The 12,465-nt window shown below is 69.4% G+C and carries 13 protein-coding genes; 8 read left to right on the forward strand and 5 right to left on the reverse strand.

Features of this window, described 5'->3' with window-relative positions:
* Positions 1 to 46: 46 nt before the first annotated feature.
* A complete protein-coding gene (locus tag FHX82_RS22370; protein ID WP_183176762.1) occupies positions 47 to 1,192 on the reverse strand; it encodes a BMP family lipoprotein in 1,146 nt (381 codons plus the stop codon).
* Between the two features lie 346 nt (positions 1,193 to 1,538).
* Between FHX82_RS22370 and sdhC the strand changes: the two genes are divergently transcribed.
* Genes sdhC through FHX82_RS22390 form a run of 4 tightly spaced genes read left to right on the forward strand, consistent with a single transcriptional unit; the run spans position 1,539 to position 5,016 of the window.
* On the forward strand, positions 1,539 to 1,997 hold the full coding sequence (sdhC, locus tag FHX82_RS22375; RefSeq protein WP_145938596.1) for a succinate dehydrogenase, cytochrome b556 subunit: 459 nt from the start codon (positions 1,539 to 1,541) through the stop codon (positions 1,995 to 1,997).
* Positions 1,994 to 2,413, forward strand: a complete 420-nt coding sequence (locus FHX82_RS22380; protein WP_145938595.1) for a succinate dehydrogenase hydrophobic membrane anchor subunit — start codon at positions 1,994 to 1,996, stop codon at positions 2,411 to 2,413. The genes sdhC and FHX82_RS22380 overlap by 4 nt, the downstream gene beginning before the upstream one ends.
* A gap of 25 nt (positions 2,414 to 2,438) precedes the next feature.
* Complete coding sequence (sdhA, locus tag FHX82_RS22385; protein ID WP_145938594.1) at positions 2,439 to 4,226, forward strand: succinate dehydrogenase flavoprotein subunit; 1,788 nt, start codon at positions 2,439 to 2,441, stop codon at positions 4,224 to 4,226.
* 1 nt (position 4,227) lies between these two features.
* Positions 4,228 to 5,016 (forward strand): succinate dehydrogenase iron-sulfur subunit, encoded by a 789-nt coding sequence (locus FHX82_RS22390; protein WP_145938593.1) that lies wholly within the window; start codon positions 4,228 to 4,230, stop codon positions 5,014 to 5,016.
* Positions 5,017 to 5,082: 66 nt separating this feature from the next.
* On the opposite strand, the gene FHX82_RS22395 is transcribed toward FHX82_RS22390, so the two are convergent.
* Positions 5,083 to 5,334, reverse strand: a complete 252-nt coding sequence (locus FHX82_RS22395; RefSeq protein WP_145938592.1) for an SCO4848 family membrane protein — start codon at positions 5,332 to 5,334, stop codon at positions 5,083 to 5,085.
* Between the two features lie 73 nt (positions 5,335 to 5,407).
* On the opposite strand from FHX82_RS22395, the gene FHX82_RS22400 reads away from it, so the two are divergent.
* Positions 5,408 to 6,607 carry a D-alanyl-D-alanine carboxypeptidase family protein gene (locus FHX82_RS22400; protein ID WP_373308710.1) on the forward strand — a complete coding sequence of 400 codons (1,200 nt, stop codon included), beginning with the start codon at positions 5,408 to 5,410 and terminating at the stop codon, positions 6,605 to 6,607.
* A gap of 67 nt (positions 6,608 to 6,674) precedes the next feature.
* Here the strand turns inward: FHX82_RS22400 and yhjD are convergent, their stop codons facing one another.
* On the reverse strand, positions 6,675 to 7,679 hold the full coding sequence (gene yhjD / locus FHX82_RS22405; RefSeq protein ID WP_183176764.1) for an inner membrane protein YhjD: 1,005 nt from the start codon (positions 7,677 to 7,679) through the stop codon (positions 6,675 to 6,677).
* 196 nt (positions 7,680 to 7,875) lie between these two features.
* On the opposite strand from yhjD, the gene FHX82_RS22410 reads away from it, so the two are divergent.
* The 3 genes from FHX82_RS22410 to FHX82_RS22420 are packed head-to-tail and all read left to right on the forward strand — an operon-like array spanning position 7,876 to position 10,142.
* On the forward strand, positions 7,876 to 8,388 hold the full coding sequence (locus FHX82_RS22410) for a YbaB/EbfC family nucleoid-associated protein (RefSeq protein ID WP_221216364.1): 513 nt from the start codon (positions 7,876 to 7,878) through the stop codon (positions 8,386 to 8,388).
* A gap of 12 nt (positions 8,389 to 8,400) precedes the next feature.
* Entirely contained in the window at positions 8,401 to 8,736 is a 336-nt protein-coding gene (locus FHX82_RS22415; protein ID WP_145939198.1) for a hypothetical protein, read from the forward strand.
* Positions 8,733 to 10,142: a hypothetical protein gene (locus FHX82_RS22420; RefSeq protein ID WP_145939199.1), complete on the forward strand. Its 1,410-nt coding sequence runs from the start codon at positions 8,733 to 8,735 to the stop codon at positions 10,140 to 10,142. The genes FHX82_RS22415 and FHX82_RS22420 overlap by 4 nt, the downstream gene beginning before the upstream one ends.
* 36 nt (positions 10,143 to 10,178) lie before the next feature.
* Here the strand turns inward: FHX82_RS22420 and FHX82_RS22425 are convergent, their stop codons facing one another.
* Together FHX82_RS22425 and FHX82_RS22430 are read right to left on the reverse strand one after the other, a co-directional pair.
* A complete protein-coding gene (locus tag FHX82_RS22425) occupies positions 10,179 to 11,690 on the reverse strand; it encodes an efflux RND transporter periplasmic adaptor subunit (protein WP_145939200.1) in 1,512 nt (503 codons plus the stop codon).
* Entirely contained in the window at positions 11,683 to 12,459 is a 777-nt protein-coding gene (locus FHX82_RS22430; RefSeq protein WP_145939201.1) for a DUF5666 domain-containing protein, read from the reverse strand. Before FHX82_RS22430 ends, FHX82_RS22425 begins: the two co-directional genes overlap by 8 nt.
* Positions 12,460 to 12,465 lie beyond the last annotated feature (6 nt).

The following is a 12,465-nucleotide window of genomic DNA, read 5'->3' on the forward strand; positions in this document are numbered from 1 at the left end:
GCTCGGGAGGGGGTTGCCCTCCCGAGCCCCGCACGCGGAGTGGTTGCTACTTCTGCGGTGTGCTCGGCACCGTGATCTGGCCGGAGATGATGGCCTGCTTGTAGCCGTCCAGCACCGACTTGATGTCGTCGATCTTGCCGCCCGACGTGGCGTAGCCGACGCCGTCGACCTTGAGGTCGAACCGCTTCGGCAGCGCGGCGAGGTTGTTCGTCGCCACGGCCTGGATGTAGTCGTACACCGCGACGTCGACCCGCTTGAGCATGGACGTCATGATCACGTCCTTGTACTCGGCGACCGTCGTCTGGTTGTACTGGTCGGAGTCCACGCCGATGGCCAGCGCGTTGGCCGCCTTCGCCGCCTGGAACACGCCCTTACCGGAGGCACCGGCGGCGTGGTAGACGACGTCGGCGCCGGCGGCGATCTCCGCCGCGGCCTTGGCGTTGCCCTTGGTCGGGTCCTGGAAGCCGGTGTTGTCGCCCGCCGGGGTCAGGTACTGGTCCTCGATCTGGACCTTGCTCGACGCGGCCTTCGCACCGGCGAGGTAACCCGCCTCGAACTTCTGGATCAGGGGCGTGTTCACCCCGCCGATGAAGCCGATGTGGCAGTTCTTGCTCTTGTACACCGCGGCGACGCCGGCCAGGAACGAGCCCTGCTCCTCGGCGAAGACCAGCGGGGTCACGTTCGGCTGCTGCACCGAGTCGTCGTCGATGATCGCGAACTTGGTGCCCGGGAACTTCGGCGCCACCGCGCCGACGGCCTCCGCGTAGGCGAAGCCGACCGCCACGATCGGGTTGTAGCCGTTGGTCGCGAGCTGGGTCAGCCGCTGTTCCTTGGCCGCCTCGTCCTCGGTCGGCGAAGCCGTGCTCTCCGAGACGTCCTTGACGCCCATGTCGGTCTTCGCCTTGTCGACACCGGCCGCGGCCGCGTCGTTGAACGAAGCGTCACCACGGCCGCCGATGTCGTAGGCCAGGCCGATCCGCAGGCTGCTGGCGTCGACCTTGGCGCCCGCGGCGCTCGACGACGTCGCCGCGGCCGGGGCGGCCGGCGGCTGCGCGGTCACGCAGGACCCGGTGTTGCCGGACGCGTTGTTGTTGCTGCTGCCACTGCTGCCCGAGTCCTTGGCACACCCGGCCAGCGCGAGCACGCCCGCCAGCGCGGTCGCGGTAAACACGGCGGCACGCGTTCTACGCACGCTCTTTCTCCCTCCCCGCCGCGGTACGACGGTCCGAGCACGGCCCGGCGCGTCGCCGGGCTCGACTGGCGAACCGTACCCGCCGGTGTCGAGGACGCCATACGGATGCCACTGCCCGTAACCTAAATGTTTGCTTGCACTCCGGCAGGGCAATCATCCTGCTACCGGGCGTGAGCGTCACCAGTACGAGTGATCCGGACCACGCACTCGGTGTCTGGTCGATCACACAGGACAACCCGGCAGTGAGTGAGGTTCCGCGCGCGGGTTTAGCATCCGTTTATCCAAGCTCGTTGACGTTTGATTGCCACGGGCACAGTCCAACCACGACGTTGGAGGCCGTTCACCGATGTCCACCACGGCTACCCCCGCCGCTGGCAGCAGCGCGGCGGAGGCGAGCGATCGGGCGGGTGCCTCACGCCGGAAGGGGACCTTCTACCGGGGCGACCCCGGCATGTGGTCCTGGGTCCTGCATCGGATCACCGGGGTACTCACCTTCTTCTTCCTGTTCGTCCACGTCCTCGACACCGCACTGGTCCGCGTCTCCCCGGAGACCTACGACTCGGTGATCGAGACTTACAAGACCCCGATCGTGAACCTCCTGGAGGTCGGTCTGGTGGGCGCGGTGCTGTACCACGCGCTCAACGGGATCCGGGTCATCCTGATCGACTTCTGGTCGAAGGGCACGAAGTACCAGAAGCCGATGCTGTGGACGATCGTGGTCGTCTGGGTGGTCGTGATGATCCCCGGCGCGATCGCGATGCTCTGGCGTACCGCGTCGACGCTGTTCGGAGGGGACCCGTCGTGACCAGCACCGAGTCGCTCACGCTCGACAAGCCGCGGTCACCGCGCCGCCCCGCCGCCCGCCGCAGCAACTTCGAGCTCTACAGCTGGCTGTTCATGCGGATCTCGGGCATCCTGCTGATCTTCCTGGTGCTCGGTCACCTGCTGATCATGAACATCCTCGACGGCGGTGTGCACCGCATCAACTTCGGCTTCGTCGCCGGCCGCTGGGCCTCGCCGTTCTGGCAGTCCTGGGACCTGCTGATGCTGTGGCTCGCGGAGATCCACGGCGGCAACGGCCTGCGCACCGTGATCGACGACTACGCCCGCAGGGACGGCACCCGCTTCTGGCTGAAGATGCTGCTGTACGTGGCCATGGTGGTCGTCCTGTTCGTCGGCACGCTCGTCATCTTCACGTTCGATCCGAACATCAACAGCTGACTCCACCACCACCAAGGAAGCGGATATGCAGTTCCACAAGTACGACGTGGTGATCGTCGGCGCGGGTGGCGCGGGCATGCGCGCCGCCCTCGAAGCCGGGCAGCGGGCCCGCACCGCGGTGCTCACCAAGCTCTACCCGACGCGCTCGCACACCGGTGCCGCGCAGGGCGGCATGTGCGCCGCGCTCGCCAACGTCGAAGAGGACAACTGGGAGTGGCACACCTTCGACACGGTCAAGGGTGGTGACTACCTGACCGACCAGGACGCGGCCGAGATCATGGCCAAGGAGGCCATCGACGCCGTCCTCGACCTGGAGAAGATGGGCCTGCCGTTCAACCGGACGCCCGAGGGCAAGATCGACCAGCGCCGGTTCGGCGGGCACACCCGCGACCACGGCAAGGCCGCGGTGCGCCGTGCCTGCTACGCCGCGGACCGCACCGGTCACATGATCCTGCAGACGCTGTACCAGAACTGCGTCAAGCACGGCATCGAGTTCTTCAACGAGTTCTACGTGCTCGACGTCACGCTGACCGAGACGGCGGACGGCCCGGTCGCCTCCGGCGCCATCGCGTACGAGCTCGCCACCGGCGAGATCCACGTGTTCCAGGCTAAGTCGATCGTGTTCGCCACCGGTGGTTTCGGCAAGGTCTTCAAGACCACGTCGAACGCGCACACGCTGACCGGCGACGGCATGGGCATCTACTACCGCAAGGGCCTGCCGCTGGAGGACATCGAGTTCTACCAGTTCCACCCGACCGGCCTGGCGGGTCTTGGCATCCTGCTCACCGAGGGTGCCCGCGGCGAGGGCGCGATCCTGCGCAACGAGTCCGGCGAGCGGTTCATGGAGCGCTACGCCCCCACCATCAAGGACCTCGCGCCGCGCGACATCGTCGCCCGGTCGATGGTGCTGGAGGTGCTGGAGGGCCGCGGCGCGGGGCCGCACAAGGACTACGTGCTGCTGGACTGCACGCACCTCGGCGCCGAGGTACTGGAGACCAAGCTGCCGGACATCACCGAGTTCGCCCGCACGTACCTGGGCGTGGACCCGGTGAAGGAGCCGGTGCCGGTGTACCCCACCGCGCACTACGCGATGGGCGGGATCCCGACCAACGTGCACGGCGAAGCGCTGCGGGACAACGAGAACGTGATTCCCGGCCTGTACGCGGCCGGCGAGGTCGCGTGTGTGTCGGTGCACGGCGCGAACCGGCTGGGCACCAACTCGCTGCTGGACATCAACGTGTTCGGCCGCCGGGCTGGCATCGCGGCGGCGGAGTACGCGCAGGGCCGCGACCACGTCGACCTGCCGGAGAACCCGACCCGCATGGTCGAGGGCATGGTCGACCACCTGCGCACCGCGCACGGTGGCGAGCGGGTCGCGGACATCCGCACCGAGCTGCAGCAGACCATGGACACCAACGCCGCGGTCTACCGCACCGAGGACACGCTGAAGACGGCGCTGACCGACGTGCAGCGGCTCAAGGAGCGCTACGGCCGCATCGCGATCCAGGACAAGGGCAAGCGGTACAACACCGACCTGCTGGAGGCCATCGAGCTGGGCTTCCTGCTGGACCTGGCCGAGGCGCTGGTCAACGCGGCGCTCGCGCGCAAGGAGTCCCGTGGCGGGCACGCCCGCGAGGACTACCCGAACCGCGACGACGTCAACTTCATGCGGCACTCGATGTCGTACAAGATGCTGCCGGAGAAGGAGGACCCGGACGCCCCGCTGGGGATCAACGGGTTCACCGCCGACATCCGGCTGGACTACAAGCCGGTGGTCTTCACCCGGTACGAGCCGATGGAGCGGAAGTACTGAAATGACTGCAGCGGTAAGGGAAGGCTCTGCACCGGCGCACGACACCTCCAAGGTGCCCGCGCCCGAGGGTTCGGTCACCATCACGATGAAGATCCTCCGGTTCAACCCGGAGGTCGACACCGAAGCGCACTGGGAGTCCTACGACGTCCCGGCGCTGCCGACCGACCGCGTGCTGAACGTGCTGATGAGCATCAAGAACTACGTGGACGGCACGCTGTCGTTCCGGCGTTCCTGCGCGCACGGCATCTGCGGTTCGGACGCCATGCAGATCAACGGGATCAACCGGCTGGCCTGCAAGGTGCTGGTGAAGGACCTGCTCGCGAAGGACGGCAAGCAGACCACCGTCACCATCGCGCCGATCAAGGGCCTGCCCACGATGAAGGACCTCTACGTCGACATGGAGCCCTTCTTCGAGGCCTACCGGGCGGTGAAGCCCTACCTGATCGCGTACGGCAACGAGCCGACGCGCGAGCGGATCCAGTCGCAGGCCGACCGGGAGCGCTTCGACGACACCACGAAGTGCATTCTGTGCGCCGCCTGCACGTCGTCCTGCCCGGTGTACTGGAACGACGGGTCGTACTTCGGCCCGGCCGCGATCGTCAACGCGCACCGGTTCATCTTCGACAGCCGTGACGAGGGCTCCGAGGAGCGGCTGGACATCCTGAACGACGCGGAGGGCGTGTGGCGCTGCCGCACGACCTTCAACTGCACCGACGCGTGCCCCCGCGGGATCCAGATCACCACCGCGATCCAGGAGGTCAAGCGGGCGCTGCTGTTCAAGCGCGTCTGAGGTTTGTGGCGACGAGGGCCCGGCGGAGTTTCCGCCGGGCTCTCTTATTTGACGGAGCGAAGCCGGTCAGGCATCCACCTTCTCGGTCGTTTTCTCCTTCCGCTTCGCCTTCAACCCGCGCCAGCCGATGACCCCGATGATCGTGCCCAGTACGAACGACACGATCGCCAGCACCAGGTGCACCACGAAGAACGCGGTGGGCGAACCGTCCGGGGCCCACGAGTTGTCGCTGCCCCACAGGTTCTTCACGAACGTGATCCAGATGATCCAGGACCACGCGCCGAAGGCCAGCAGGAACAGCGCCACGCGTCGAGACATGGACCGAGTATCCCCCGATCGGATCCGCGGGTTTTCACCGGGAACGACCACTGTGGTGAACTACGCTTTTTCGGTGCGTAGCGGGAGTCTTCTGGGTGTCGTGCTGATCCTGTTGTCCGGTTTGTGGCTGGGAGTCGCGCCCGCGTCGGCGGTCCAGACCTGCCCGGACCAGCAGGTGCCACCGCCGCCCGTGGACACCTCCGAGCAGCCCCCGCCGGGCCAGCCCTCCCCCGCCCCGCTGCCCGTGCCCGCGGAACCCGTCGGCGGCGCCCGGATGGGTGAGTGCGGCCTCGTCTACCCGCGTGGTGCGGACACCCCACCGGAGACGACGGCGTCGTCGTGGCTGCTGCAGGACCTCGACACGGGTGCGGTGCTGGCGGCGAAGGACCCGCACGCGCGCGAGCGGCCCGCGTCGCTCATCAAGACGCTGCTGGCGCTCGTGGTGATCAACCAGTTCCAGCCCGGTGACGTCATCCACCCGACGGCGGAGGACGCGAGCCAGGAGTGCACGTGCGTCGGGCTGGTCGCGGGCGGCACGTACACCGTCGACCAGCTGCTGCACGGGCTGCTGATGCACTCGGGCAACGACGCGGCGCACGCGTTCGCGACCGCGCTGGGCGGCGTGCCCGTCACCGTGCAGAAGATGAACGGCATGGCGCAGTCCCTCGGCGCCACGGACACGCGCGTCGCCACGCCGTCGGGGCTCGACGGGCCGGGCATGATGACGTCGGCGTACGACCTGAGCCTCATCTTCCACGCGGGAATGCGGCTGCCCGCGTTCGCGGCGGCGGTGTCGACCAAGGCGTACGAGTTCCCGGCGCAGAACGGGAAACCGGCGTTCTCGATCTACAACGACAACAAGCTGCTCGGCTCGTACGAAGGTTTTCTGGGCGGCAAGACGGGGTTCACGGACGACGCGCGGCACACGTACGTGGGCGGCGCGGCCCGCGGCGGGCGGCGGCTCGCGGTGGTGATGATGCGTGCCGAGCAGCGGCCGACGCTCGTCGTGCAGCAGGCCGCGCAGCTGCTCGACTACGGCTTCAACCTGGCCAAGTCCGGTAAGGGCTCGGTGGGTCAGCTGATCGAGCCGGTGGCGACGACACAGGAACCGAGCGCGGCGGAGCAGGCGGGCGCCGCCCCGGGTGCGGCGGCGCAGGGCGCCGCGGCGCACCGGGACGCCTTCGGCACCACGGGCTGGCTCGTGACGCTGGTCGTGGCGCTCCTCATCGTGGCCGGTTTCGTCCTGGGCCGCCTGCGGCGCAGGACGCGGTAGTCACGCTTCGGCGGGTTGCGGTGTCCAGTGGGTGCAACCGGCTACCGGAGCCGACATGGAAGCGCCCTCAACGCCTCCGGCGGCCCAGCCACGCCAGCACCGCACCAACCCCGAAGGCCCCCGCCACCGAGGCGGCGCCCGGGCCGCGGCGGACTTCCACCGTCGGGCGGATCACGGCGGGCGGTGGCGGGTCCACGACCGTCACCATGTTCTCCGTCGCCGTCGCCGTCCACGCCGTCACGAACAGCAGGAACCGCGACACCAGGTTGGCGAACACCAGCAGACCGATGATCGGCCCGAACACCGCGCTGCTCGGCGACGACGAGACGCTCGCGAGGTAGATGCTCCCGACCTGCTTGAGCACCTCGAACCCGATGGCCGCGATGATCGCGCCCTTCACGGCGCTGCGCGCGGTCACCTTCTCGCGTGGCAGCCGCGACAGCACCCACAGGAACACGAGCATGTTCGCCAGCAGCGACAACACCACTGTCGCCACCGTCAGCAGGAACAGCGCCCACCCCTGGTCGTCCAATCCCACCAGCCGCAGCAGCCACTTGCCGACCCCGCCGCCCACCGCGGTCAGGCCGAACGACACCACCAGCGCCAGCCCGAGCCCCGCCAGCGACGCGAGGTCCTTGAGCGTGGTGGACACGAGCGGCAGCTTCTTCTTCTCCTGCCCCCACTGCGCCGTCAGCGCGTCCCGCAGGTTGGTCATCCACCCGATGCCCGAGTAGAACGCCAGCAGCAGACCGAGGATCCCCGTCCCGCCGCGGGAGTCGAGCGCCGCGTCGACCAGGGTGTTGAACAGGTTGCCCAGCCCCGACGGGGCGGACGACAGGATGCCCTTGCGCAGCTCGTCGATCGCCGTGTGGTTGTCCGACAGCACGAAACCGACGATGGAGAACCCGACCATCAGCAGCGGGAACAGCGACAGCACGCTGAAGTACGTGATCGCGGCGGCGTAGTGGTTGCCGTACCGCTCGCCGAACGCGTCGTTCGCCCTGATGACGTGGTCGAGCCACGGCCACTTCCGGCGCAGGCGCGGTACCAGTTTCTCCTTCTCATCCGCCACGGACCGACATTAACCACTTGCGGGTGAACTCGCACTTCGAAGACGTCCACAGTGGACCGGTCGACCCCCTCGGCCTGCGGACCGGTGGCTGCCCTCCTTGTCTCGTTCAGCTCGGCGCCGTGCCCGTGTCGCCTGGCGTTCAGCGGGCGCTGATCTACTCGAACAGCTTGCCGATCTCTCCCGTGACGAGGACGAATTGACACAGTCAGTGCCCCCCGGCGGCGATCCGCTGGCCGCGTTCACCGCCGAAGTCGAGGCGATCCAGGCCCGGGCCGCGGCGGCCCAGGAACAGCTGCGCAACGCGGTCGCCACAGCCCAGTCCCCCGACGGGGCGGTCACGGTGACCATCGGCCCGAGCGGCATCCTGCAGGACATCCGGTTCGGGCCGCGTGCGTTCCAGCGTTCCCCGGAAGCGCTTTCCGGGGAGGTGATGCAGCTCGTCGGAAAGGCGCAGCGCGAGGTCTCGGCCGAGGTCGCGGACGCGTTCAGCGGGATGGTCGGCGAGAACTCCGACGCCCGCGCGCTGCTCGACCAGTTCCTGCCCGCGCCCGAGCAGGACGAGGCGCCCGAGGACGACGGCGACACGTTCACGCCGCAACCCGACGAGGACGAGCCCGCGCCGCCACCAGCCCAGCGGCCGCAGCCGCCGCGCCGCCGTCCGTCCCGGCCCGCGCCCGACGAGGACGACGAAGACAACAACCCCTGGTAGAGAGGACCGCCGGTGGCATCCGGAGCAGGATTCACGGTCGACCCGGCCGAGCTCAAGAAGTTCAGCCAGTACCTGTCGAACACCACCCAGCCCGCCGTCCAGGACGCCGCGAACCGGATGCAGGCCGCCAACGGGTTCGACAACGCGGCCTTCGGTATCCTGCTCGCCCAGGTCCTCGCCGTGCCGTCGCGGATCACGATGGGCGTGATCACCGACGAGATCAGGAAGCTCGCGGGTGACATCGGCCAGTCCGCCACCGACGTGCAGAAGGCCGCGGACGCCTACTCGGCGCAGGACTCCAGTGCCGCGCAGGGGCTCGGCACCTTCCACACGGAGCTGGGCCAGTGACCGTTCCCATCACCGCGCAGAACTCCACCACCGGTGGCGGTGTCTTCGACAGCTGGCACCAGGTGGCCGACTCGGTCGGCAAGGTCCAGAACGCACACGGCGGCGACCTGGCCGCCGTCAGCGTCGAGCTGGGCATCAACGTCGTCAGCGCGGTGCTCGACACCGTCGCGTTCGCCATGGACCCGTTCGCGAAGCTGATCGCGGCCGGTCTGGGCTGGCTGATCGAGCACGTCTCGTTCCTCAAGTGGCCGCTGGACCAGGTCGCGGGCAATCCGGCCGAGGTCACGAAGATCGCCAACGAACTGCACAAGATCGGCGAGTCGCTGCGGCTGACGGGCACCGACCTGGACTCGGCGCTGCAGTCGACGATCACCCACTGGCAGGGCTCCGGCTACGACAGCTTCAAGAAGTCGATCGACGACCGGAAGGGCTGGATCGACGCCAACGCCAAGGCTTCCGACGTCGCGGGCTACATGGTGGAGACCACCGGCGCCCTCATCGGGGCGGTGCGCTCGCTGCTGCGCGACATCATCACGACGATCCTGGGCGACATCATCGCCACGATGCTGATCGCCCTCGCGCTGGCGCCGGTCACGTTCGGCGCGTCGGTCGTCGCCGCGGTGGGCGAGGTGGTCGTCACGGTCAGCGTGCAGGTCGCCGCGATGGCGGCGAAGCTCGCCAAGGTCGTCGCCTACGCCGGCCGCACCGTGGCCCGGCTGGCCGAGCTCGCGAAGCTGGTCAAGCCGCGGGCGGGCGCCGGCAACGCCGGGCACGAGCTGAACACCCTGCCCAGCAGTGCCACCACCGGCGGCGGGCACACCGTCAGTGCGCCACCGAACTTCTCGCGGCCGTTCACGGGCAACAACCGCCCGAACCCGAACGCCCAGCCGGCGCCGGGCACCGGTGGCACCGTGCCCAACTTCTCCCGGCCGTTCACCGGCAACAACCGCCCGAACCCCAACACGCAACCCGCGCCGAACACCGGTGGCACCGTGCCCAACTTCTCGCGGCCGTTCACCGGCGACAACCGGCCGAACCCGAACGCCCAGCCGGCCCCGAACGCCACCCCGCACCCGAACCCGGCGCCCAACCCCGCGCCGAACCCGCGGCCGTCGCCGTCGTCGCACTTGAGCTCGCAGGACATCTCGATGATCAAGAAGCACGAAAACTGGCTCAAGACGAAGTTCGGTGACGGCAACGCGAAGATGAAGTGGGTCGACACCTGGCTCAAGAACAACGCGCCGGACTACTACCCGATGCTCAAGGCGCTCTCGGACGCCAAGAGTTCCAAGAACTTCGTCGGCTGGGCGGGCAAGGACATCGTGCAGGTCGACCGCGGCCTCACGGACATCCAGACCCAGGCGGAGGCCGCCTGGCAGCAGGAACAGCAGGCACACCAGCAGTGAGCCCCCGGGCGCCGCTGGTCGGCGCCCGGGAACCGTTCAGCCCCGCCGCGGGCCACCTCCGCCGACGAGGCCACGCGTGCTGGTGTTCGACGTCGGCAGCGGGTCGTCCAGGTTCGCCAGCACGACCTGATCCCCCGCGTTCAGCCCCGACTTGATCTCGGTGACGGACGCGCCCACCACGCCGACGGTGACGCGCTTGGTCTGCGTCTTGCCGTCCACGAGCGTGGTGACGAAAGCGTTTGCGCCCGTCAGGTGCACCGCCGACGTCGGCACCGTGACCGCCGCGTTCGCGGTGCTCGTGATGATCGACACCGACGCCGTCGCGCCCGGGAAGAGCTGGCCGCCCGAGGGCAGCGAGATCGTCACGGGGTAGCTCGGGGAACCACCCGAAGTGGTGGACGCGAGCAGCCCGATCGACGTGACCTGCCCGGAGATCGGCTTGCCGCTGCCGTCCGGGGTCACGGTCGCCCGCTGCCCCGGCTTGATCTGCCCGGCCTGCAGGTCGCTGACCGCCGTGGTCACCTGGTCCTCGCCCGGCCCGAACACCACGACGTGCTCCGACGAGGACGCCGTCTGCCCCTGGGTGAAGCCGATCTCGCCGACGGTGCCCGCGATCGGGCTCACCAGTGTCGCGGCGGCGAGGTTCTGCTGCGCGACGGCCACCTGCGCGTCCGCCGCGTCGATCGCGGCCTGGTCGGCGGCGAGCTGCTCGGCCGAGGCCGGGGTGCTCGTCTTCGTGCTGCCGCCGGAGGACTTGCCGCCGCTGGAGCCGCTGGAGGACTTGCCGCTGCTCGACGGCGCCTTGCTCGTCGGCTGCGGCGTGGTGCTGCGCGGCTCGGTGCTCGACGCCGCGTTCTTCGCCAGCGTCGCGGACAACGCGTTCTCGGCGTCCGCGAGCTTCTGCTCGTCGACCGCCGTGGTGTGCTGGGCGTCCTGCGCCTCCTGGATCGCCGTCGTGCACGCGTCGACGGTGTCCTGGCTCTGCGCCTTCTCCGCATCGGCGTCGACGACCGTCTTGCACGCCTTCTCCTGCGCGGCGACCGCCGCCGAGGCCGCGGTCAGGTCCAGGTCCACCTGGTGCTGCGCCGAGGTCACGGCCTCCTGCTGCGTCTTGAGGTCCGACGGCGCCGAGGCTGCCGTGACGTACAACGCCGGAATGGCCCGGGTGCCCGAGGTCGCGCTGGCCTGCCCCGTCTGGTCCGCGGCGAGCTTCGCCTGCGCGGTGGCCAAAGTGGACTGTGCGGACGCGACCTGGTCCTGCAACGACGTGGTGTCCAACTGCGCCAGCGTCTGCCCCGCGGTCACCTGCTGCCCGACCTGCACGGGGATCGACGCGACCTGACCGCTCACCGGGAACGACAGGGTCGCGTTGTCGACCGGCTCGATCGTGCCCGTCGTGTCGAGGGTCGCCGTGACCGCCGCGGGTGCGGCCGTCGCCGTGCGGTAGCCCGGCGCGGAAGACGCCGAGGTGGCCCAGAAGACCGCGCCACCCGCGACGACCACCACCGCGACCACCACGGTGACGATCCGTCTGGTGCGCTTAGCCATTCCCGCCCCCGTTCTGCCCGCGGTTCCCGCCGAAGCCCGTCGTGCACCCGTTGGCCCCGGCCTGGCTGATCGAGATCGTCTGCGCGGTCACCGCGCCGGTGTCGTCGGCCTTCCCGGTCGCCGTGACGCATTCGCCGACCTTGAGCGCGCTCGCGTCCGCGGACTGCGACTTCGTGTAGGTCGTGGTGGCGTCGACCGTGACCTGCACGCTCGTCGTGGCACCGGTCTGCCGGTTGTCCTGCTCCACGGTGAACCCGGTGCCGCTGACCGCGGTCACCTTGCCGAACGCACCCCCGAAGCCGCCGCGGCCCGGGTTGTTCGTGCCCGACGGGCGCGGTGCGGCGCTTCCGCTTCCGTTCTGCGGGCGCATCCCGCCGCCGCCGCCGAAGCCGCCGTTGCAGGCCCCGTTCACCGGCGCGCTGATCTGGACCGACTTCGCGGCGACCGGGGTGCCGGTGCCGTTCACGACCACGCACGACCCGGTGGTGACGTCGGCGAGCGTGGCCGCCACGCGGTCGGTGAACGTGGTGCTGCCGGAGAAGTTCACCGTCACCTGGCCGTCGGTCTGGTTCTGCACCTCGATGGTCGATCCGCCGACCTGGGCCACGGTGCCGGACGCCGCGGGGCCGCGGTTCGCCCCCGCCGCCCCGGATGCCTGCGTCTGACCGGCCGGGGCAGCGGCGGTGGTGCCGCTGTCCGAAGAGCCGCAGGCGGCGAGGGTGAGCGCGAGCGCTCCACCCGCGACGATGAGCAAGCTGCGTCGCAACATGTTTCC

Origin of the sequence: Amycolatopsis bartoniae (assembly GCF_014191255.1) — a bacterium.
GTDB lineage: Bacteria > Actinomycetota > Actinomycetes > Mycobacteriales > Pseudonocardiaceae > Amycolatopsis_E > Amycolatopsis_E bartoniae.